Source organism: Fructobacillus cardui (genome assembly GCF_963580785.1).
GTDB lineage: Bacteria > Bacillota > Bacilli > Lactobacillales > Lactobacillaceae > Fructobacillus > Fructobacillus cardui.
Window position 1 is genome coordinate 260,405 of the sequence record NZ_CAUZLS010000001.1, and the last position, 22,321, is coordinate 282,725.

Here is a 22,321-nt window from a genome sequence, read left to right on the forward strand (position 1 = left end):
TTCCGTGTCCTTCTAACTTAGTCAACGACGATCTTTTAACCGCTGTTGCATCAAATATTGGTAACGAGAATACCAAACATCGACGTACCCCTGCGAAAAAGGTCCTTTTTCGTTATTAATCCAGTCAACCAAAATTTTAACGTGTGCCTTTAAAATTTGATCAACTTCTTTAGGGTAATGCCATTGTTTACTGTGGGCCGCATACTCATCCGCATCTAAGAGATGTTTTTCCCCATCCGGGAAAACCTTAACGTCCAAATCATAATCGATATACTTGAGCGCTTCTTTATCCAAAGTGTATGGTGAGGCTAAATTACAGTAGTAAGATATCCCATTATCGCGAATCATCGCGACGATGTTAAACCAGTACTTCTTATGGAAGTACAAGATAGCCGGTTCGCGAGTCACCCAGCGCCGACCGTTATCTTCTGTTACCAAAGTATGGTCGTTTAGACCAATAATGGCATTTTCACTGGTTTTCAACACCATCGTGTCACGCCAGGTTCGATGCAGCGAGCCGTCATGCTTATAGCTTTTGATCGTGATGACATCCCCTTCGCGCGGTCCGCGACTTGGCTTATCAACAATCATGCTCGTCCCACTTTTCTGACAAAAATTCCTTTTCAATTATACCATAATTTTAAAATCAGTTGGCTAATATGGTCAATTTTCTCTAGAAAAGGGGGAGTTTTTGGACGGACTACTGGCGTATTATTGCACTGAAAAACAATTAAGAAGCACGAAGCCGAGCAGCCGACCTAACCTTACTCTATAAAACAATGCTAGAGCACCCAGCTTGTTTGCCTCAGAATCAATCGCAAAGTCCATAGCTAACCTTTCATTCCTCTTCAAAGTCGATTGTTGCCAGAGCCTGGTCGATGACTTCACCACGATAACCTTTTGCATAAAGGCCCTGTTTCACCTTATAAAATCGGTCTTTGGCAGCCAGACGCTGATGATGGCGAGCAAGTTTTTCTGCCTGCTTGTTAGCATTCTCTTGCTCATCGTCTTCATCATTTGCGATATCTAGGTCATTGATGACCTGACTGGCCAGGTCATAGGAAAAGCCCTTTTGCACCAAGGCCTGCGCAACCTTTTGTTGGCGAATCACCGTTGAATCGCGTCGATGAGCCCGTGCTAATTTTTCCGCCATTTTTGTGGCAACTAAGACCTGGTCCTCTTCTGCAAAGCCTAAAATAGCATTTTCGATGATTTCTTCTTGGACACCGGCCTGCTTCAAGTCCTGCGCAATCCCCCTAGGTCCCTTGGGATTAAATACTTGTTTCGTGGCGACATAGTGTTTAGCATAGACAGCATCATCTAACAGGCCATGCTGAAGTAGATGACTGATAACCTGGTCAATAACCCCCTCTTCCACCTTCTTTTGCTTCAGGCGATCTTTGACCTGACGAACGGTGCGTAAGGCGGGGCTTAAATAGTTCAGCGCAATTTTGAGACCTTGATCAACCTTCTCCGCCTGCTTTAGTTCTTCAATCATGGCGTCATCAAGTTGGCGGCCCTTCAAAAGACCAAACTTTGCCAAAACGTTTTCGGACAGCCCAAAGGCAAAGTGCCCGTCCAATTCGATATTATAGCGGCCATCCCGCTTTTGTGTCGCAATTTTCGTAATTGTTTTCATAGGCCTATTTTACGAATTTTCAGCTAAAAACGCCAGTTGTGTAAAAACAACTGCCATCTACTTTAATATGAATAATAACAGCACAATGCCAAGTATTTTTAGCTGTTTTTTTATTAGAAAATCTCCAAATAAATTATAATCAATCTTATCTATAGCGTTTAGAGAAAAAGAGAGGTACAATGAAAAAAGTAAAATTAGGAAATGAGGAATTAGTGAAGTGCCAATTAATCCGAAAATCGCACAAGATGTCTGGAAGGACATCGGGCAAAGCGTCCAGTTTACCGTATTAAAATTTAAGGACCTGCCACAAGCCGACCTGCATGATGCAATCGTTGATTTTGCAGACCGGTCACAAGCCATTATCCGCTCGCTACGGATCCGCGACGGACAAAATGATGGTTCTCCCTCAACATTGAAGGTTGCTATCGGTTTCTCAAACCATGCCTGGGAACTCCTTTTCCCAAAGTCTGCTAAGCCAAAGGAACTTGAAACCTTTGGCGGTATGAAAGGGCCAAAATATAGCATGCCCGCCACCGAAGGAGACATTTTTTTCCATATTCGTGCTAATAATCAAGCCATTGTCGTCGAAGCTCAAACCCAATTCATGAAGTTTTTGAAGGACTTTACTGAAGTCGTTGATTCAACCCAGGGCTTCCGCTACTTCGAAGGTCGCGCAATTATCGGCTTTATTGATGGAACCGAAGCACCCGCACCAGAAGATTCAGCCGACTATGCTCTGATTGGTGATGAGGATGCTGCTTTTGAAAATGGTTCATACGCCTTTGCACAAAAGTGGCGCCACAACATGGACTTCTGGAACAAAATGAAGACCGAGCACCAGGAAAAGGCTGTTGGCCGCGAAAAGTTTTCTGATTTAGAATTGGAAGACGACGAGAAGTATGAAAATGCCCATAACGTTGCTTCTAAGTATGAGCCAAATGGCGTTGAGCAGAAGATTATCCGCATGAACGTTCCTTACTCTGACCCTGCTACTGGAAACACCGGAACCTACTTCATGGGTTACGCCCGTCATTGGGAAGTGACCAAGGGCATGCTGCAAAACATGGTTGATAAATCCGACTTCCTGTTGACCTTCTCAGAACTTTTGTCCGGTCAACTTTTCTTCATCCCTTCCCGCGATACATTAGCACAAATTGCCGATGGCGACTTTGACTAAATATAGCAATAGTAAATCAGGCCCAACACCACAATGGTGTCGGGCCTTTTTATTAGCGAAAATTAATCATAAAGTTTTCAAACAAGAAGAGTGGGTCAACCGTTTCGGACTTCATCTTAATTTCCATTTGTAAAATCTGCAAGAATCCGGTCCGCACCTGTCCCAACCGGTAGTGACGTAACGATTGTCGTGCCAGCTTTACCCGGTAAGGGTGAACTTTCAAAGCACTTCCAACAGACTGGTCGCTCCCAGCCGAACCAGCGACCTGTAATAATAAGCGGAATTGGCCGAGCAAAAGAGCATTCAGGCGCAGCGGTGCTTCGCCATTTTTAATGAGGTCATAGTACAGGTGCAAGGCTTCGGCTTTTTTCTGTTTCAAAACCAAATCGGCCAAATCAAAGGCTTGAGCCGTTGATTCCTTTGGAACCAAACCGGTTACCCCAGTCAAATCAATCGTTTTCGTTTGACTAGCATAAGCCAAGAGCTTGGGTAATTCAGCCAAGACTTTCGAGTAAGAGGCCTGGGTTCTCAGAAGTAACTCAGCCTCTGCTTCTTGGCTTATTTCTACCCGCCGCTGGTCTAAGAACTGGTGCAGGGCCTGTCGTGTCTGGCGTTCATCCAATGCCGGTAAGTCGAGAAGCTCTGCTTGACTCAAAATAGACTTGGTGACCTTCTTACGTTTGTCCAAAGAAGCCTCATTAGCAAACAAAATCAAGAGGTTTCCTGGCACTGGATGGTCCAATGCTTCTTGCAAAGCCTTTTCCTGATTAGCCGTTAACTTCGATCCGGCCGTTAAGAAGGTTGGATTTTCAACCAAAACTAAGCGGTGATCGCCGAAAAATGGAGCACTCAAATAATCGTCAAGGATTGGGTCCAGGCCAACCTCGGCGAAATCATATGTGGACTGGTTCATTTCTTGCTCGGCCGGGTCAATAATCGACGCAAATAATCGGTGAGCTTTTTGAACTAAAGCGGGCTCGTTACCGGTCACCAGGTACAGGCTTGGCAACGCTCTCTGATCAATTTGTTGTTTTACTGTTTGTAAGGTCATTGAAGCTTTTTACCTGAAAATGTCCTTTATTGTGATTCTCATATACATATCTTAGCATACCTTGCCGCCTTGTATCGTAGACAATCATCTTTTGCTGAGCAGCAATCGCCAAAACTTCCTGGTTTGGATGGCCGTAACGGTTTTTGCGGCCAGCAGAAATTAGCCCATAGGTCGGCTGCCACTTAGCCAACACCTCTTTATTCGTTGATGTTCGTGAACCGTGATGGCCAAACTTAATCAAATCCGGGCGAAAACTTGGGTACCTAGCCAAAACTTTTTTCTCCCCAATACCCGGTTGAAACGGGTGTAAAACGCGCAATGGCAAGTTAGCTGGTTGCACCCGGTCAGTCACAGAAACCACCTTTGTCCGCCCCAGGTAAGGCTGAATTCTTTTCCGAAAAGCTGCTTGCTTAGTCATCCCAGCAGGCAGCAAAACCTGGTCCACTTGAAACGTTGTTAAAATTACTCGAGCATCGCCAATATGGTCTTGGTCCTGGTGAGATAGTGACAACGTATTAATTCTACTAATACCACGCGCGTGCAAGTAAGGCACAATCACTGAACGGGCCTGACCCTCTTGATTTTTCGGCCACCCCTGCTTGCCGTGTGGATTGTTTTCAGCTGACCCCTGGCCAGAGAAACATGGTTTTTGAAAAGAAATCTTGCCACCTGTATCAATTAAGGTGATTGTCTTATTGTATGGCTCACGAAGTAAGGCGGCATCGCCCTGACCAATATCAAAGGTTGTAAACTCGCCCGTTCTTGGAAAATGGACTAAAAAGAAACCAATTATCAAGGCGAACAGCCACGTACCGACCACCCACCGACGACCAGCCTTCTCGGCTCCCAATAAAAACCAGGGCGCAAACCCCAGTACTAATAAAATTGGCCAAGGCAGTGCGCCAATAACAATTTGTCCCGGCAGGTTGCCTAACCAATAGACAGATTGGTCAAACATCGTTACCAGCCAATTCGCTACCGGAGCCAAACCCGGCACCACCTGACCGAAAAATGCAACCAACACAACGGGTAAAATCACCAGCGAAAAGACTGGGATAGCAATCAAATTGGCAAAACTTTGCCAAATATTCCAGGTATACTGCTGCGCCACGATTAGTGGAAAGGTCAAAACTGATAAAAAGAGGCCCTTTTGCCAAGTCGACCAATCTTCGGGTAAAAGTGCTAAGGCCAAGGTTAAGAAAAATGACAGCTGCCCACCCAGGGTCAATAAAATCTGTGGGTGAACAATCAACGTCAACAATAGCGACCATGACCAAATTTGAATCGAAGAAAACTGCCGATTAAATGCTTGCGCAAAAATCCGACCTTCACCGGCAATTACAGCACGGACGAGAATCGGTGGACAAGCCGTAAGCCAATAAAAGCCAACTAAGCAAAGAGCCATTATTGCCAACGTAAGCTCTTGGTACAGGCCAACCAACTTTCCTAACTTACGGACGGCAGCAAGTAAAAAGGCAACGTGGAAGCCTGACAATGAAAAAAGATGAACCAATCCCAATTCCTGAATTTTAGGATTATCGTCATACAAAGTCTGATCCTTTGATCCCAGTAAGAGTGCTAAGGCATAATTACTGATCGGATTTGGTAGTTTCTTGGCACGGTCCGATAAGGACGCATGCAATTGGTGAAAATAAGCATTTAAACGGTCTAGCCATGTTAACGGGCGGTCCAGCTTCAGTCCTACCTCCTGAAGCCGAACTTGATGGGTAATTTTCTTTGTCTTAGCAAAGTTTTTAAAATCAAATTGATAAAAGTTAGTTGCCGGCATAATTGACGTAAAATCACCCTGACCGCTAATCAAGGTCGGACCGGGTGACGAGCGAAACCGAGCCAAATCTTCCGGAGCCTTTGCCTGGTAATAGTAATAAACGCGGTCACCTGAACTTTTTAAGCGACCAATGCCAGCAACGAGGCCATCAGTGTTAATTGTCCGTTCGTCTGGATAGGCCAGCATTGTATAGATCTGTCCTTTTTTATCAGGCAGGTTGGCCTGACGGACTAGTGCTTTTTGACCCATCCAAAAATACAATAAAAAAGCCAGCGACAAGGCAAGTATGACAAACAAGTCCCTGCCACGAGTCGTTAAAAAGGCAAGCAAACTAAAAAATAGTGCCAAACAGATAGTCACCGAATTCGGCCGATAAACCGCCAATGATAAGGCGCCCACCAGCCAAGCTGCCTTCAATGTTGCTTGCAGACCCATTAAACCGTCACCTGATTTTTTAATTGTTCAAAACGTTTGGGACCAATCCCGCCGACTTCTTTCAAGTCCTCAACTGACTGAAATCGGTGTTTTTCTTCCCGAAAAGCCACAATTTGCTCCGCTTTTTTGGGGCCAATGCCATCCAGTGCCTCCAACTCCTTGGCGCTAGCCGTATTTAAATTAACGAGCGCTCCCCCGCCACTTCGTCCAGATCCTGAAGTTGCGCCTGCTCGAGCACCACCAACATTACCAGCACCACTAGGAACGCCAACCGTTTGGTTAGGCCCCTCTTCGCCAACTTTTTCAATATAAAGCGCCTGACCATCCACTAATAATTGAGCTAGATTAATACGGTTGCGGTCGGCTTGATCTGTTAGGCCACCAGCCTGTTGGATAGCGTCTTGGAGGCGACTACCTATAGGCAAGTCGACCACTCCTTGGTGGTTAACCGCCCCCTTGAGATCAATCACCACTCGACCGCTAGCGCCCGGCTTTCTCTTTACACCCTTATCCGCTACCTTTTCCTGCTTTTCATTTAAGGCAGAGGATAGCCTCGGCACGGGGGCATCTTGTTTCGCTCCCTGTTCAGTACCCAAGGGGTTTAATCGCCAAAACACAATGATTGCCGCCAGCAAACCTAGGCCGGCCACAACCCAATAACGCCAGTATTCAATCAAATGTTCCTTCATCCAAGTCAATAATTTTTTGTACGTCATCTGCTCAACCTCCTGGTAAATCAGACGAAGTGCAAACAAAAAGCCAACACACTTTTTGGTACAAATATCCTAATTTTTGGATACGTACCAACGAGCTGTCGGCTATTTTTTATTGAAAATGTTTTTGTAAGGCGGTTACAACCACCGCTGGGACGAAAGCGTCGAGCTTGTCGGCACCAAATTTAGCAATTTCTTTGACCATCGATGATGAAACATTCTGATTTTCCGGCTTGGCCAAAAGCAAGACCGTTTCAACATCAGCCAAGACAGAATTGACTTCCGCAATATCGCGTTCGTACTCGAAATCCTTGGCATTCCGTAGACCACGGACCAAGTATTTCGCACCAATTTCGTTCATATAGTCAACGGTCAAGCCACCGACTTGTCCAACCTGAACATTTGGTAAATCAGCTACGGTTTCTTCCACCAACTCCAATCGTTCGGCCGGTGTGAACAATCCTTTTTTATTCGTATTAATTCCCACAGCCACGACAACTTCATCAAAAATTTCAGAAGCGCGTTGAATAATATCCAAGTGGCCATTGGTCAACGGGTCAAAAGACCCTGGAAAGACTGCTTTTTTCATTTTCCCACTCACTTTTCCTGTTGAGGTTCGTACCTATAAAGGCTCACTCGCGTAATACCGTAGTCCTTTTGCTTCAATAAATTTAGGTTAGGACCTGGTTCCGGTAAATCAGCGACCTGGTCGGATTCAATCATGATAATGGCGTCCGTTGCCAGCAGTCCGCCCTCTTCCATTGCCGTTAAATCAGCCTTTAGCTTTTCCTTGGCATACGGTGGATCAAGCAAAATCAAATCAAAGGACTTCCCCTGACTAGCTAAACGAGTTAGCGCAGCACTAGCTGGGACCTTCAAGACCATAAAGGCATCTTCAGCATGGGTCTTTTCGATATTTTTCTCGATGACTGCAATGGCAGCTCTCTGTCGGTCGACTAAGACCGCCTGATCCATCCCCCGCGAAACTGCCTCAATTCCAAGGCCACCAGTTCCGGCGTACAGGTCGAGAACCTGGCCACCATTGATATAGGGCATCAACATTGAAAAAATAGCTTCCTTAATTTTATCTGTTGTCGGCCGCGTTTCTCGTCCCTTGACGGCATCCAAGCGAAGACCACCAAATCTTCCTGCAATCACACGCATTAGGACTTTCCTCCCTTTTCAGCCGGCACGTGGACCTTATCATCAGTTTGCAAGTCTTGTTGTCCATCATCCTGACGATTATTCTTTTTCGTCGGCTGATTTTGACCCTGATTAGTTGGTTCCGCTAATTTTGCTTCAGATTGTCCTTTTGATTGGCCAGTTTGCTCCGCTGATTTTTCGTCAGATTGGTCCTTTTCAGCATCTTCTTGTGCCTGATCGTAGGCCTCAAAAAAGACATCATCATGAACATCATCCAAATCAGGGTCAATGTCAGGCCGTGGCGATATTTTCACAGTCTTCACAAACCGGTACTGGTTCAGCTTATTAACTGTTTTTTCAACATCATCTTCATTCAGATAAAGTTCGACATAGCCCATTCTCTTAGAAATATAGCTAATATCACCGAATTTCTTTAATTGTTCAACATGCTTCAAACCGCGTAAGAAAACATACACGGCTCGGCGTTTTTTTATAGTAAACATCTTAGCGTTTTAATTCCCTTCGTGCCGCATAATCTTGCGGATTTGGTTGGATCAATTCCTTGTCTTTGGCTGAAACGTTCAAGGCAAGGCCAATGGCTGCCGAGAAAAAGACAAATGATGAACCACCACCTGAGATAAAGGGGAAAACAACCCCAGTAATTGGCAGCAAGCCCAAGACACCTCCCAAATTAACAAAGGACTGCATCAATAAAAGACTAGCCAGCCCATACAAAAAGAGGCGGTTGTACTGTCCCTTTTGCTTGATTCCTAAGTAGACCAAGCGACCAATTAACATCAACACCATCAGCAAAACAAGGCAGATGGCCAAGGCGCCTAATTCTTCCGCTGCAACAGCCATAATAAAATCAGTGTTTGATTCTGGCAGGTAAGGTTTCAGCAACGAATTTCCCAGTCCAACGCCAAACAAACCACCATGGGAAATGGCGTAGTAAGAGTACAATAGCTGCCGACTTTGGTCAACATTATGCCAAGGATTGACAAAGTTCGTCAATCGTCTGATAGCGTAAGAAGACGAGTTTCCTAAATGGAAAAAGCCAATAATATCTGGCAAAAAAACCAAAACGATAAAGAACAAAAGCAACCAAAAGGCGCAAGCTCGAGATGACATTCCCGCCGCCATCATCATCATTAACAGAACGGCCAAGGTAATAAACAAGTTTCCCAAATCGGGCATCAAGAGGTTCATCGACAACATCACAGCAGGTAAAAAGAGTTTTTGCAACATACCCGGCGCCGTCCATTGACGAATTTGGCGCCTGAGGCCTGCTCGAGGTAACCAGGGCTTTTTATCGAACCAGTGGGCAAAATACAAAATCAACACGATTTTTGATAGTTCAACCGGTTGTAAAGTCACCGGCCCCAGGTTAATCCACCCGTGAGCCCCGTTAATGGCCGGCGCTAAGCGAGCGACAATCAGTAAACCGGTGGTCCCAACCATTAAAAAATTGAGCACACTTTGTGATCGCAAAATGGAGCGATTCAATCGAAAGGCAACAAAGGCAACCGTCCAACCAACCATCACGAAAATAGCCTGCTTTGAAAAGGACATAATGGGTGATAAATAAGCATTTTGGGTCGCCGAAAAGACCATCACAATCCCGATGGCCGATAGCACGGCATAAGGCACCGCAATCCAGTAATCCAAACGTTCCAGCTTCTTAAACATTACCGCTCCAAAATATCTTGATAAACGCTTTCATCCAAAGACTTTGCAATCGCTACTACAAGGGCCTGTGCCGCTTCAAAATCAGGAATTGACCAAACCGTTTCATGGGTATGAATGTAGCGGGATGCCACACCCAAGGCGACAGCAGGAAGGCCAAATCCTTGGCCTTGAACGCCACCAGCATCAGTGCCACCCTTTGAAACAAAGTATTGATAAGGAATGTGATTATCCTCTGCTGTCTGCAAAATAAATTCCTTCAAGCGTGGTGACGTCACAACCGTTGGATCAAAGACGCGAATCAACGTTCCCTGGTCCATGACTCCCTGACGACCAACTGTGCCATCAACATCATTTGCTGCCGAAGAATCAACCGCAAAGAAGACATCTGGCTTCAATTGGTTAACAGCTGGCTTAGATCCCCGGAGACCGACTTCTTCTTGAACGTTTGCCCCAGCAATCAAAGTGTTTGGTGTTTCTACTCCTTGCAATTCTTCTAGAGCAGACAAAATCGTCACCACCCCAAAGCGGTTGTCGTAGGCCTTGGAAACAGCTCGATTAGGGTTAGCAAGATGGGCTGTCTTGGTTGCTGGCACAATAAAGTCACCTGGACGAACACCAAAAGTCTGAGCCTGGTCAGCAGATTCAAAGCCAGCGTCAAAAAGAATATCATCAATGGTCAACTGGCTTTGACCACCGGTCTTACCACGCAACAGGTGTGGTGAAACAGAAGATGATACAACCGGATATTGTCCATCTTTTGTAAAGAGTGTAAAGCGGTGAGCAGAAACGGTCATAGGATTCCAACCTCCCAAGGCAACCACTTGTAAGGCCCCCGTTGGCAAAATACCAGAAACCATGAAGCCAACTTCATCCATGTGAGCTGCAAACATCACACGGGGACCATTTGACTGCTGATTTTTCACACCAAAAACACCACCAAGGTTGTTTTGGTAAACTTCGTCAACTAAGGGCGTTAAGTCCTGTTTGAATGCTTGACGCACCTGATTTTCCTGCCCAGATGTCCCCTGCAATTCCGTATATTTGACGAGTTGTTTCCAAGTATGTTGATCCATAACGCCCTCCTCAAGGTTTTTAATATAAAAGTTACTTTATTATAGCCTAGTTGAGGGGGACTGGCAAAGTCTTCAGGCTCGTTGAAAAAGCTGACATCTACTCGGCAGATCACTTTTTCAAGGACAATCAAAAATCCCCGATAAGAGCCTTATCGAGGATTAATACAACTAACAAAATTATGAACGTTTCTTATTCTTCAAAATCAGCGTAAAACCGGCCAAAAGAACAGAAATGGCAGTCAAAATGAGAACTTGCCAGCGACTGGATTCAAAGCGAGCAGCCTTTGGCAATGCAACCTTGGCAACCGGTTGCGCCGCAATTTCAGCTGGTGCAAAAGCAGGTACAGTTGTATTTGCTTTCGATTCGCTTGGTTGAGCAGTTGCTACCGGTTGCGCCATGTTGACTACTGGAGTAGGAGCCACTGTTTCAGTGCCTGGCGTTGTATTTGGCGTACTTGGCTTTGACGGCGTGCTTGGTGTTGCACTTGGTCCAACAGAAGCATTACCACCACCATCAATCTTTTCAACCATCATGGTCTTAGATTGTGTTGATAAATTATCACCAGTCAAATTAACGGCATTGCCATACGAACTGGCCTGAGATCCAGATTTCACACGGCTCTCGTACGTCAATACATAGGTTTGATTGATATCTCCAAAATCAATGTGGAACTTAGAATCAGAATCTATCGTTAACTTAGACAAGTCAACGGGCACCGCCTCGCCATCAGATGAGTCAATCGTCGAACCAAAGCTATCCGGAACAAAGGTTGAGTTGCCATCCAACTGATCAACAACCACCGCGTTTTGAATGTTTTGCTTGCGATAGTTAATTCGGACTTTCCAATGTAGCAATGTTGGATCTTTCAAATCAAACCAACCAAATTTTGATAGAACTTCAGTTTTATCAGGCGCATTTCCCTGATTAATATAAACATCGGTGCTAGCTCCGGGAATGATACTGTGGTCCAATTGCCAGTTAATCATATTTTTCGTATTAAAGGAAATCTTAGACAAATCCCAGTTAGAGTTAATTTCAAAATAGCCAGATAAGGCGCGGTTAACATCAGTGGCAGCACTATCACTGGTAAAATGGACCGTAATTTCTCGGGTATTTTTATCCAGATGAGCATTAGCAATCACATCACCATTTTGCTCATGAATTTGAAAATCAAGCGAATTTGGTACCTGAAAAACATCAGGAACCACTACCGCAATTGGTTGAGCGACGGCAATGCCAGCCCCCTTAGGAATTGCAAAATTCCATCGAACCGTCAAATCATCATAAGGGTTAAAATTATCTGTTTGATGATTACTGGTTTTATAAACAGAAGCACTGGTAATGTAGGCCGAAGAAACATCCCCAGCGGAAACTTTCGACATTACTGTCCCAGCTCCAATTCCTAGCATTAAAAAGAAACTGGCAAAAAAGACTAGCAACGGGCGATTTTTAAAATCATTCGTTTTCATAGCTCTCCTCATTTCAGTTATCTCACGACTTATTTGTCATATAAGCAACAACAACCAACAATATTGTAACGCTAGAACCTCAAAATATGATACTTTTAATCCAAATAAGTTTGTTTTCGGAATTAAATATTGACTTTACTATTTTATGCTAAATACCTATTGTCATCATTTTTATCCTAGAACCAGCTTTTTTACTAACAAACTTTTTTTGATTTCAAATACTACACAATACGTTATAATAGTCATATAAGAAACAAAAAAAGGAGAAAATTATGTCGAGTCATTCATTGCGCTATTTTATGGGGATTGATGGTCTTCTAGCCATCGTCTTTGGTCTTTTAGTTGTGATTCTACCCATCGACACGGCAGCCATTGCCGCGGCTATCATTGGTGTCATGATGGTTGCTTCTGGTTTATTTAAGATTGTTCATGCCATCAAAAACACCGCACTAACTGGTTGGAACAGGACAGGTGCTAGCCTGCTGGGCTTTATTTATATTTTGGCTGGTTTAATCATCTTTATTAATATGCACATTGCCTCAGTTTCGCTCTTTATGGTTGTTGGTCTAATGGTGGGAATTGTCTGGTTGTTTGAGGGAGTTATCCAACTTTCGGTCGTTAGCCGTCTCACTGATCACCAAGCTTGGCTAACCTTTTCAGCCGTCCTGCATATTGTTGCCGGCATTTTGTTGATGGCTAGTCCCCTCTTTGGTGGGGCCTTACTTTGGATGTGGTTAGGAGTTAGTCTTATCGTTCTTGGTGTCTACCGCCTCTTAATGTTTTTCCGTTTTTAAATCTTTTACTGCATCACGAGGTGCAATGAAAAATCAGCTTTGATTCCGCTTTAAAAAAGAAAGTGCCATATATAAGCGATGTGCTACATTTTCTGAGATTTAAATGATTATCATTAAAATTTAAAATTATAAAAAGTGAACAATTTGTTTTACTTTTATTTAATGTTCGTCTTTATTAAGCCATTTTGTGCATTTCACTCAGACAAAGCAAACATTTCTTGCTAAAATATTCAGGTAGGAAAAATATTATAAGGAGTCACTTATGTCCTTTCTCTCATCATATTTCCAGTTTGAAAAACTGGGCACTTCTTTTAGAAAAGAAGTGGTTGCTGGCTTGACTACTTTCGTAGCCATGTCATACATCTTGTTCTTGAACCCGACCGTCCTTGGTGATGCCGGCATGGACAAGGGGGCTGTCTTTACAGCCACTGCCTTAGCCTCTGGAATTGCTACAATCTTCATGGGTCTGGTTGCTCGTTACCCAATCGCGATTGCCCCAGGTTTGGGTGTCAACGCCTTCTTCGCCTATTCCGTTGTTATCGGTATGGGCGTCAAGTGGCAAACTGCAATGGCTGGTATCTTGGTTGCCGCCGTTATCTTTTTGCTCTTAACAATGTTTAAGATTCGTGAAAAAATCATCGATGCGATTCCTTCTGATTTGAAGATTGCTATCGCTGCTGGAATCGGCCTTTTCATCGCCTTTATTGGTTTGCACAACGCCGGTTTGGTTGTCGCAAACAAAGATACAATGGTTGCCATGGGCTCATTGACAAACGCCAACACGCTCTTAGCTATTTTCGGTATCGTCTTGACTTTGGTTTTGTTGGCCGTGAACACACCAGCTGCCATCTTCGTTGGGATGATTGGCACAACAATCGTTGGCTTTATCTTCGGCTTGATTAAGATGCCAAGCTCACTCATCGGTTCCGTTCCTTCTTTGAAGCCAACCTTTGGAGAATCAATCAACTATCTTGGTCATATTGATACCTTCCAAATGTGGGTTGTTGTTTTGACCTTCTTGATTGTCACTTTCTTCGATACGGCTGGTACTTTGATTGGTTTGGCCGAACAAGCTGGCTTCATGGAAAACAACAAGATGCCTCGTGCCGGTAAGGCCTTGATGGCCGATGCCGTTGGAATGACTGCCGGAGCCGTTTTGGGAACTTCACCAACTTCAGCTTACGTTGAATCATCATCAGGAATCGCCGTTGGTGGCCGTTCTGGTTTGACTTCTGTTGTGACTGGTTTGCTCTTCTTCGCTGCCTTGATCTTCTCACCATTGTTGTCAGTGGTCACGGATGCCGTGACCGCTCCTGCCTTGGTAATCGTTGGAATCATGATGGCCAAGAACTTGCAAAAGATTCAGTGGGACGATTTGGCTGTTGCCGCACCTGCCTTCTTGGTTGTTGTTGGTATGCCATTAACTTATTCAATTTCTGACGGTATCGCCCTTGGCTTTATCGTTTACCCAATCACGATGATTGCTACAAAGCGTGCAAAGGAAGTGAACTGGTTGATGTACCTCTTAGCCGTTATCTTCATCTTGTTCTTGTACTCAACCCATAGCTAAATCAGCTTGATGATTACTACACAAAAAGCGTTGGAAATTAATTCCAACGCTTTTTTAGTGTTTATTTTTATCCCTGTGCCTTTGCCCGCAAATCCTTGGCGTTTGCCAAAGCGGCATCGGTTACCTGATTGCCGGACAGCATCATCGCAATCGCTTCATCACGCTGATTTTCTGGCAGGTCCTTAACCTGCGTCACCGTTCGATCATTTTGATTAAACTTCTCAATCAAGAAATAGTGAGTGGCCGCAGCGGCCACTTGAGGCAAATGGGTAATGGCCATGACCTGCGTCTTCTCAGCAATTGTTTGCATCTTCTTGGCAATAGCGGAACCAACCCGACCGGAAACACCGGTATCGATTTCGTCAAAGACAACCGTTGGTAGACCATGTTGGGCAATAAAAATTGTTTTCAAGGCCAACATCAATCGGGAGGCCTCCCCACCAGATGCGGCCTTTTCTAGGGGCTTAGTGCCCTCACCCTGGTTGGTTTGAACAAAGAAGGCAACCTTATCCGCCCCACTAGGCAAAAAGCCCGTCACGGGCGTAAATTGAACTTCAAAGTAGGCCTGTTCCATCAACAAGTCCGCCAATTCGCGGTTAACCGCCTTCTCCAACTTCTTAGCCACTGTTTGTCGACTTTGTGTCAGCGCTTGGGCAGCAGTCACAATCTTCCCCTTAATGGTTTCTTTTTCTTTCGTCAGTGATTCCAAATCGAAAGAACCGCCGTCCAAGTCGGCCAACTCGCGGTCAACCTTTTGCTGGAAGGCTAAAATTTCATCAACGGAGTCACCGTACTTCCGCTTCAGATTATGGATTACCTGCAAGCGGTCGTCGATTTCAACTAAGGCCCCCTCATCAAAGGTCAAATCAGAAACCGCTTCATCCAAATCACGACCCGCGTCCTGGGCGGCGTAGTAAGCCTCCGACAACGATTGAGCCAAGTTTTCAAAGTCTGAGTCATAAGCAGCAGCCTGAGTCATCGCCTGATGAGCGGCAGCCAAAAGATCAATCGCACCACCATCCAGACCTGGATTCAAGGCCTGCTGCGCCTGGTCCAAAGCATCCGCAATCTTTTTGTGGTTCGCTAGCTTGCTCCGATCAGCCAAAAGCTGGTCTTCTTCTCCTGGTTGCAGGCTGGCCTCCTTCAGCTCCTCTTGCTGGAAGGAAAGCAAGTCCAACCGCTGGTTAATATCCTGTCGCCGATTTTTCAATTGATCAATTTGGCGGGTAATATCACGGTAGCGGTAAAAAAGCTGCTGATACTCGTCCTTAGCCTGACTTAAATCAGCCTCAGCAAACTGGTCCAACAGGTCTAAATGATGGTCCTGATTTAACAGCAAGGAGGTATCATGCTGGCCCTGAATTTCAACCAGCTGCGACCCGAATTCAGACAGCACCTTAAGGGGGACAATCACCCCATTGATGCGGACGATTGACCGACCTTTATGATTAAACTCGCGGTAAATAACCACCTGATCGTCACTAAGCTCAATTCCGGCAGCACTCAATTGTTCCCGCAAGCCGGCAGCTCGGTCGCCCACAAGGGAAAAAACAGCCTGCAAGACAGCCTTGTCAGCCCCCTTACGAATCATTTCCGTACTGGCCCGTCCACCGGTGACCATGGCCAAAGCATCAATAATGATTGATTTTCCGGCACCAGTCTCACCCGTTAAAACAGTTAATTGGTCGTCAAATGACAAGTCCACTTGGTCAATAATCGCAAAATTTTGTATGGTTAATTGTTCAAGCATCCTGCATCCTTTCTACCAGTCAGTTTTAGTTGCCAGCCTGGTCTAACTGACCGTGTGCCGCATCAACCACTTCGTCAATTGCGACACTTGGATCAATTTGGGCCTCATCAGACCGCTTAAGCCAGGCCAAAAATTCAATATTTCCCTGGCCACCCTTAATTGGTGAGTAGGTTAAGCCAGCCACGGTAAAGCCATTTTCCACCATCATTGGCAAAGTTGCAGCCAAGACCTGGCGGTGAATAGCCGGGTCTTTGATGATGCCGTGCTTACCAACAGCTTCCCGCCCCGCCTCAAATTGAGGCTTGATCAATGCTGCCACTTCACCATCCTGGGCAATAATGTCCTTTAAGGTTGGTAAAATCAACGATAGCGAAATAAAGGAAACGTCAATGGTTGCTCGCGTGGGCTGGCCTTCCATAAAGTCGGCTAACTTGGCATAACGGAAATTAGTGTTTTCCATCACCGTCACGCGGTCATCAATCCGCAGTTTCCAGGCTAACTGGTTGGTCCCCACATCCAAGGCATAGACATGGGCAGCACCATTTTGTAATGACACGTCGGTAAAGCCACCCGTGGAAGAACCAATATCCAAGACAATCTGGTCGGCCAGGGCCAAACCAAAAGTCTCGATGGCCTTTACCAGTTTATAGCCACCACGCGAAACAAAGGGCAATGGTTCGCCCTTAAAGTGTAATTCAGTTGTGACCGGAATTTTTTCACCCGCCTTGTCCAGGCGTTGCTCATTTTCGCCAAGAATTTGCCCGGCCATAATGGCTCGCTTTGCCTGTTCTCGAGAGGTAAAGAGTCCCTGTTGGACGAGTAAGACGTCCACACGTTCTTTTGCTACTGCCACGATTTACGCTCCAATTTTAGCCAAAAGGCTCGTTAATAATTCTGAATCAAAGTTTTCATTTTCCTGGGTCAAATCATCAAGGGCCTGATTTGCCCGCTTTGTCAGCTGCACGACCAAGTCATGTGCCTGATCGAGCCCAACCAAGTGAACCAATGAGACAACGCCTTCTTCTTGATCTTGGTCATAGTCGTCCAAGTCATCTTGGATTTGGAAGAGTAGGCCAAAAGCACCAGCAAAATCAGCCAAACGGTCTAAATCTTTATTTGCAAGGTTGGCGTAATGGCCACCAATCAAAGCGGCCGCTTGCAACAAATCAGCCGTCTTCTTTTGATAAACCTGGTCCAAAACGGCAGCCAAGGCTACCTGGTCCTCATTGATGTCATGATTTTGCATGTCTAAGACCTGACCTAAAACCATGCCATTGGCACCCGCCTTTTCGGCCAGCGTCGCGACCATAGCGACCTTTTGCTCGGCATTAACATCCGTCAATGCAGCCAAGAGAGAAAAGGCACCCGCCTGCAACGCATCCCCAACCAAAACGGCACTCGCTTGTCCATAAAGCGCATGAACGGAAAGCTGTCCCCGACGGTAAGCATCGTTATCCATTTCTGGCAAGTCATCGTGGACCAAAGAATAGGCATGGACCCACTCGAGGGCCGTCGCTGCTTGAATAGCATCAGCCGTGATTTCTTGACCAAAGGAGTCGATAACGGCCAAGGCTAACAGTGGCCGCAGACGCTTGCCGGGCGTTAAGAGTGCATAGGTCAGCATCTGTCCCCAGTCACTAGAGGACTGATTAGGGACTTGCTGAGCCACCTCAGCTTTTAAAGCCGCGTTAACTTGTGGCTGATATTTTTCTGAAAAATCGTTAAATTTAGTCATTGTTGGTTAATTCCAAATCCGTCAAATTGCCATCGTCATCCATGACCTTAGCCAAGGTTTTTTCGGTATCCTGCAAGGTCTTCTGCAAATCCTTAGCCAATGCGACCCCCGTCTGAAAGTCCGTTAAGGCCGTTTCCAAGGGACGGTCGCCCTTTTCCAAAGCCGACACGATGACTTCGAGTTGTTTTAACTTGTCTTCAAATGATACTTTTTCAGCCATTTTATTCTCCTGTAATTTGAGCGGGCACTTCGCCGTCCGCAAAGGTTAAGTGGACCTGGTCCCCAACTTGTAAATCAGCTTTTTGCTTGATGACCTGATTTCTTGGTCCCTTCACAATCGTGTAGCCAGCCGATAAGATTTTCAGCGGTGACACTAAATCCAGCTTCGTACTGGCCAAAGCGAGGGCTTCTTGGTACGGTCGTAGCAGCTGCTGCTGTTCCTTGACTAGACTATCTTGGGCCTGTTGAAAGCGGTATTGTTTTTGCTCGAGCTGACGGCTAAAACCGCGGCCAAGCCGACTTGCCAATTGGTCAACTTCCTGCTGGTAGGCAGCGTATAGTCGGTCTGGCTGTTGCATAATTGGTCGATTGATAATTTGATCTAAGACCTGCTGGCGTTGGGCAACGGTTTGTCGGCCAGCAACTACCAAGCGTGTCTTCAATTCGAACAATCGGTCAAGGATGTTTTGCCGAGTAACTGGCGTCGCGAGTTCAGCGGCAGCCGTTGGTGTCGCTGCTCGGCGGTCAGCCACCAAGTCGACCAAGGTATTGTCCGTTTCATGACCAACGGAAGCAATTACTGGCGTCTTTAAAGCTGCCACCTTGCGCACGAGGGCTTCATCGTTAAAGGCCCAGAGGTCCTCAATCGACCCACCACCTCGGCCAATAATGACTGTATCAAAGTCAAGGTTATCAATTCGGTTCAGCTGTTTTAGTAACGACGGTACTGCGCCCTCACCCTGAACAACGGCCGGTAACAAGATTACCTGAGCATCTGGCAAGCGCCGCTCAACCGTTTTGGCAACGTCTTCCACGACAGCCCCCGTTGGTGAAGTAATCACGGCAATCTTTTTGGGAAGGAGTGGCAGAGCCTTCTTTTCTTGGGCAAAGAGTCCCTCTTGGCTCAGCTTTTCCTTTAACTGATTTAAGGCTAAGAAGAGGTCCCCGATACCATCGGGTGTCATTTGGTCTAAAATAATCGAGTACGAACCAGAGGGTTCATAAACCTGCACGCGACCAATGGCGAGGACTTTCATTCCTTCCTTGGGTTCAAATTTCAGCCGTGATGCATAGGAAAACATCGTGGCGCGAATGACTGATTTACCATCTGGATCCTTCAAAGAAAAATATAAGTGACGGCCCTTTCGATTACCTAAGTTCGAAATTTCCCCCGTTAGATAGACCTTTGCCAAGTATGGATCGCGGTCAAATTTTGCTTTCAAATAGCCGGTTAACGCACCGACTGTCAGGTACTGTGACGAATCTGCCATTAAGGCCTCCTAGAACGCATTCTTAGTACATATTATACCAGAGAAATCAGCCAATAAAAAAACAGCTAACCGAAGTTAGCTGCTTAGTTTGGCATGCCAGATACGCTCTGACGGGCGACTTGAACAAAGTTCAAGTAAGTCTACGTCACCTCAGTCAAAGACTGATAGTCATGGTGAGGTAATGGAATTCCACAATACCATTACCACCTACGCCAAATCCGTGGCTGGTAATTTAATACAGTAGGCCGCGTGTGCGTTCTAAAAACGCATTCGACTCATCGCATACCTTTATTATGCCAGATTTTCCTGTAAAAAGCAAGCATGCCTCACGAAACCAACCTTTACAGCCAAAGTGGCAGACCGTATAATAGGCACATGATTATCATTGAACAGATTAAAACAAAAGAACTGGTCCAAATGGGCCCAGCAAAAGACCGTGACTGGGAGGACCTGGCCCTACCCGACATGGGGCAAAGTACAAAAGAACTAGTCAAGGCTGTCATTGAGGCTTATGACCTCGGCGAGCTCATCGCTCAAGCCCATACCGCCACCCCAAAGGTCTTAAGGGCTACCGTAGAAAAGGATCATACTTCCTATCACTTGTCAGCTAAAATCAGGTTCGACTAAAAAAAGCAGCCATACTCGGCTGCTTTTTTTACTGACGATTTTTACCCTTTTCCAGATGCGTAAAGAGTGCCTGTAAGGCTTGCATTTCCACAATCAATATCACAATCAATACTATCTGCATTGGTAAAGACGTCCAATGCAGTACTTGAAATGTCAACACAATTATCACCCAAATTAAACCATTAATGGCCGCTTTAGCTGGTTTTGGTAAGGTCATTTTTTCTTCCCTTCAGCTGATTCTTCATCAGCTTTTTGGTCAGCCTCCGCAGCTTCCTGTTCGGCTTGCTGCTGATTTTCCAAGATAACCTGCAGCTGGTCATCGAACCAAGCGGCAGCCTTAGCAAAGACCCCATCACTGTCATCTAGCAGCGCTGCTAACGAAGACAATTTGGCAATCTTTAAACAAGACTTGGAGACATTTGGGTTATCAACAATTGTATAAACCTGCAGGTCATAATCTTGGTCGGCATAAACCAACTTTTTCTCCTGATTGGCATAGCGCAACGGTAAGTTAATCACGTTAACTTCCAAAGAGAAAGTTGTGCCCCCTTCTTCGATGCCACCGTCAATATCCGCCTTGGTCAATGCTAGGTTTTCCTTGTGGGCTAAAGGCAAAAAGGCCGAAAAAAGGGCATCAAGATCAATGCTCTGGCCATCCTTGACCGCTAAGGTTTCTTGAGCATAATTTTGCTCTTCAATTTGATCGATAATGGCTTGGCCATTGATTGACATAGTCTGTCACTCCCCTTGTTTCTAATAAAAAAAGTATAGCATAATCCGCTATACTCATTAAACACTTTTATCAAAATCAGACGAGTGGCAACCGTCGCTGCAAAGTGTACTCGATTGATGGGAAAACATAGACTAAGTCGTTCAATTGTTCCTTGGTCATCTTCATTTGGATGTAAGGCACAATTGTATTAATGGTATTGTCAGCGTTATTCGACTTTTCCGCTGCACCAACCAAAGCCTTGCTATTCTTATCAAAAATCAGTGAGAGCTTAGCCCCCTGCTCATTTTCAACCTGACGATACCAGTCACCATCATAAGAGGCTTCCGTGACCTCATAACGGTCAGGTTCTGCCAAGGCCTGGTCAAGGTGTACCCCAACCTGGGCAATCCGTGGCGAAGTAAAAACAACTTCCGAAATGGCTGGATAGACGATTGGTCCATCATTATCACCTTTAAAACGGGCTGTCAAATAACGCGATTCAAAGGCTGCGGTTGGCGTCAACTTTGGCACCTGTTTGTCAATGGCGTCACCGGCTGCATAAATGTTTTCAACGGACGTCTGCAAGTATTCATTAACCACAATCCCACGCTGGTTGGCTTCGACCCCGATGGCCTCCAGGTTCAACTGATCATGGTTTGGGACACGGCCAGTCGCATCCAAAACATAATCTGTCGTCAAGTGGAATTCATGGTCGCCGGTCAAGGCAATCTGACCAGCCGCAGTCTTTTCAGCACTCTTGATGTTCATATCGGGAATAAAACGAACACCACGGGCCTTCAAATCAGCCTGGACCTCTGCCACATACTTAGCTGGGAACTGACGCAACAGGCGGTTTGACCGGGTAACCACATCAACTTGGGCTCCAACGGCATTGGCAATCGTTGCAAATTCAATAGCCACGAAGCCACCACCCAAAATCGTTACATGCTTGGGCATGTGTGGCAATGAAAGAAAGTCAGTCGAATTCTCAAAAAGTTCGTGACCTGGAACGTCCAAAACATGGGGACGTAAGCCGGTCGCAATTACAATCTTATCGGCTGTGTAGGTTTTGCCATCAACGGCAACCGTATGGGTATCGACGAACTCAGCATGGCCAGTGATTGTTGTGATGCCAACATTATCCAAGCGTTCCTTACCGTGGGCATCCTGTGGAACAATCAATTCGTGCTTGTGGGCCATCAAATCTTCCCAGTTAACAGTTGGGACACCATCAATGCCACGTCCCTGAAGATCTTTGACTCGGTTAATCAATTCCAAAGGCTTATCCAAGATAATTTTGGCATTGCAACCTTTATTCGAACAAACACCACCGTATTGGCTTTCTTCAATCACGGCCACCTTAACGCCAGACTTAGCCAGTGGGACCGCCCCGTTCCAACTTGCCTGGCCGCTACCAATGTATAGTACTGAAAAATCCATCGCGTTCCATCCTTTCATTTCTCT

At 45.7% G+C, this 22,321-nt stretch carries 23 protein-coding genes; 4 read left to right on the top strand and 19 right to left on the bottom strand.

All coding sequences use genetic code 11. The features are described from left to right. Positions 1–21: 21 nt before the first annotated feature. Positions 22–591: a nucleoside tri-diphosphate phosphatase gene (ntdP, locus tag AABI20_RS01265; RefSeq protein ID WP_047975116.1), complete on the bottom strand. Its 570-nt coding sequence runs from the start codon at positions 589–591 to the stop codon at positions 22–24. 247 nt (positions 592–838) lie between these two features. Further along, on the bottom strand, positions 839–1,639 hold the full coding sequence (locus AABI20_RS01270; protein WP_338346553.1) for a RecX family transcriptional regulator: 801 nt from the start codon (positions 1,637–1,639) through the stop codon (positions 839–841). Positions 1,640–1,856: 217 nt separating this feature from the next. On the opposite strand from AABI20_RS01270, the gene AABI20_RS01275 reads away from it, so the two are divergent. Beyond that, the gene (locus AABI20_RS01275; protein WP_338346554.1) at positions 1,857–2,816 is read left to right on the top strand and encodes a Dyp-type peroxidase; all 960 of its coding nucleotides are present in this window, start codon (positions 1,857–1,859) and stop codon (positions 2,814–2,816) included. 52 nt (positions 2,817–2,868) lie between these two features. On the opposite strand, the gene holA is transcribed toward AABI20_RS01275, so the two are convergent. The 9 genes from holA to AABI20_RS01320 form a co-directional block, all read right to left on the bottom strand. After that, the gene (gene holA, locus AABI20_RS01280; protein ID WP_047975113.1) at positions 2,869–3,867 is read right to left on the bottom strand and encodes a DNA polymerase III subunit delta; all 999 of its coding nucleotides are present in this window, start codon (positions 3,865–3,867) and stop codon (positions 2,869–2,871) included. Continuing rightward, positions 3,836–6,091 carry a ComEC/Rec2 family competence protein gene (locus tag AABI20_RS01285; protein ID WP_338346556.1) on the bottom strand — a complete coding sequence of 752 codons (2,256 nt, stop codon included), beginning with the start codon at positions 6,089–6,091 and terminating at the stop codon, positions 3,836–3,838. Before AABI20_RS01285 ends, holA begins: the two co-directional genes overlap by 32 nt. Continuing rightward, positions 6,091–6,807, bottom strand: coding sequence for a helix-hairpin-helix domain-containing protein (locus tag AABI20_RS01290; protein WP_288845957.1), 717 nt, complete (start codon positions 6,805–6,807; stop codon positions 6,091–6,093). The genes AABI20_RS01285 and AABI20_RS01290 overlap by 1 nt, the downstream gene beginning before the upstream one ends. 109 nt (positions 6,808–6,916) lie before the next feature. Then, entirely contained in the window at positions 6,917–7,393 is a 477-nt protein-coding gene (gene coaD / locus AABI20_RS01295; RefSeq protein WP_338346557.1) for a pantetheine-phosphate adenylyltransferase, read from the bottom strand. 8 nt (positions 7,394–7,401) lie between these two features. Continuing rightward, entirely contained in the window at positions 7,402–7,968 is a 567-nt protein-coding gene (gene rsmD / locus AABI20_RS01300; protein ID WP_288845955.1) for a 16S rRNA (guanine(966)-N(2))-methyltransferase RsmD, read from the bottom strand. Continuing rightward, positions 7,968–8,450: a YlbG family protein gene (locus AABI20_RS01305; RefSeq protein ID WP_082131923.1), complete on the bottom strand. Its 483-nt coding sequence runs from the start codon at positions 8,448–8,450 to the stop codon at positions 7,968–7,970. The genes rsmD and AABI20_RS01305 overlap by 1 nt, the downstream gene beginning before the upstream one ends. Before the next feature lies 1 nt (position 8,451). Beyond that, complete coding sequence (locus AABI20_RS01310) at positions 8,452–9,636, bottom strand: FtsW/RodA/SpoVE family cell cycle protein (RefSeq protein ID WP_047975260.1); 1,185 nt, start codon at positions 9,634–9,636, stop codon at positions 8,452–8,454. After that, a complete protein-coding gene (gene pepA, locus AABI20_RS01315; RefSeq protein ID WP_248660847.1) occupies positions 9,636–10,709 on the bottom strand; it encodes a glutamyl aminopeptidase in 1,074 nt (357 codons plus the stop codon). The genes AABI20_RS01310 and pepA overlap by 1 nt, the downstream gene beginning before the upstream one ends. 177 nt (positions 10,710–10,886) lie before the next feature. Continuing rightward, positions 10,887–12,179, bottom strand: coding sequence for a collagen binding domain-containing protein (locus AABI20_RS01320; protein ID WP_288845953.1), 1,293 nt, complete (start codon positions 12,177–12,179; stop codon positions 10,887–10,889). A 272-nt stretch (positions 12,180–12,451) separates the two neighbouring features. Here AABI20_RS01320 and AABI20_RS01325 point away from each other — a divergent pair, with 272 nt between their 5' ends. Next, complete coding sequence (locus AABI20_RS01325; RefSeq protein WP_288845952.1) at positions 12,452–12,973, top strand: HdeD family acid-resistance protein; 522 nt, start codon at positions 12,452–12,454, stop codon at positions 12,971–12,973. A 262-nt stretch (positions 12,974–13,235) separates the two neighbouring features. Then, entirely contained in the window at positions 13,236–14,543 is a 1,308-nt protein-coding gene (locus AABI20_RS01330) for an NCS2 family permease (RefSeq protein ID WP_047975264.1), read from the top strand. 67 nt (positions 14,544–14,610) lie between these two features. Here the strand turns inward: AABI20_RS01330 and recN are convergent, their stop codons facing one another. Genes recN through xseA form a run of 5 tightly spaced genes read right to left on the bottom strand, consistent with a single transcriptional unit; the run spans position 14,611 to position 19,518 of the window. Further along, the gene (recN, locus tag AABI20_RS01335) at positions 14,611–16,293 is read right to left on the bottom strand and encodes a DNA repair protein RecN (protein ID WP_338346559.1); all 1,683 of its coding nucleotides are present in this window, start codon (positions 16,291–16,293) and stop codon (positions 14,611–14,613) included. Positions 16,294–16,318: 25 nt separating this feature from the next. Continuing rightward, positions 16,319–17,149, bottom strand: a complete 831-nt coding sequence (locus AABI20_RS01340; protein ID WP_047975266.1) for a TlyA family RNA methyltransferase — start codon at positions 17,147–17,149, stop codon at positions 16,319–16,321. Beyond that, entirely contained in the window at positions 17,150–18,028 is an 879-nt protein-coding gene (locus AABI20_RS01345; RefSeq protein ID WP_338346560.1) for a polyprenyl synthetase family protein, read from the bottom strand. It abuts the gene before it with no gap. Further along, positions 18,021–18,248 carry an exodeoxyribonuclease VII small subunit gene (locus tag AABI20_RS01350; protein WP_338346561.1) on the bottom strand — a complete coding sequence of 76 codons (228 nt, stop codon included), beginning with the start codon at positions 18,246–18,248 and terminating at the stop codon, positions 18,021–18,023. Before AABI20_RS01350 ends, AABI20_RS01345 begins: the two co-directional genes overlap by 8 nt. Before the next feature lies 1 nt (position 18,249). Further along, positions 18,250–19,518: an exodeoxyribonuclease VII large subunit gene (xseA, locus tag AABI20_RS01355; protein WP_338345545.1), complete on the bottom strand. Its 1,269-nt coding sequence runs from the start codon at positions 19,516–19,518 to the stop codon at positions 18,250–18,252. 375 nt (positions 19,519–19,893) lie between these two features. On the opposite strand from xseA, the gene AABI20_RS01360 reads away from it, so the two are divergent. Further along, positions 19,894–20,145 carry a hypothetical protein gene (locus tag AABI20_RS01360; protein ID WP_338346562.1) on the top strand — a complete coding sequence of 84 codons (252 nt, stop codon included), beginning with the start codon at positions 19,894–19,896 and terminating at the stop codon, positions 20,143–20,145. 28 nt (positions 20,146–20,173) lie between these two features. Here AABI20_RS01360 and AABI20_RS01365 read toward each other — a convergent pair whose 3' ends face one another. The 3 genes from AABI20_RS01365 to AABI20_RS01375 form a co-directional block, all read right to left on the bottom strand. Then, complete coding sequence (locus AABI20_RS01365; protein ID WP_047975271.1) at positions 20,174–20,362, bottom strand: hypothetical protein; 189 nt, start codon at positions 20,360–20,362, stop codon at positions 20,174–20,176. Next, entirely contained in the window at positions 20,359–20,877 is a 519-nt protein-coding gene (locus AABI20_RS01370) for a hypothetical protein (RefSeq protein ID WP_338346563.1), read from the bottom strand. The genes AABI20_RS01365 and AABI20_RS01370 overlap by 4 nt, the downstream gene beginning before the upstream one ends. A gap of 76 nt (positions 20,878–20,953) precedes the next feature. Beyond that, positions 20,954–22,297, bottom strand: a complete 1,344-nt coding sequence (locus AABI20_RS01375; protein WP_288845945.1) for a dihydrolipoyl dehydrogenase family protein — start codon at positions 22,295–22,297, stop codon at positions 20,954–20,956. Positions 22,298–22,321: the final 24 nt, after the last annotated feature.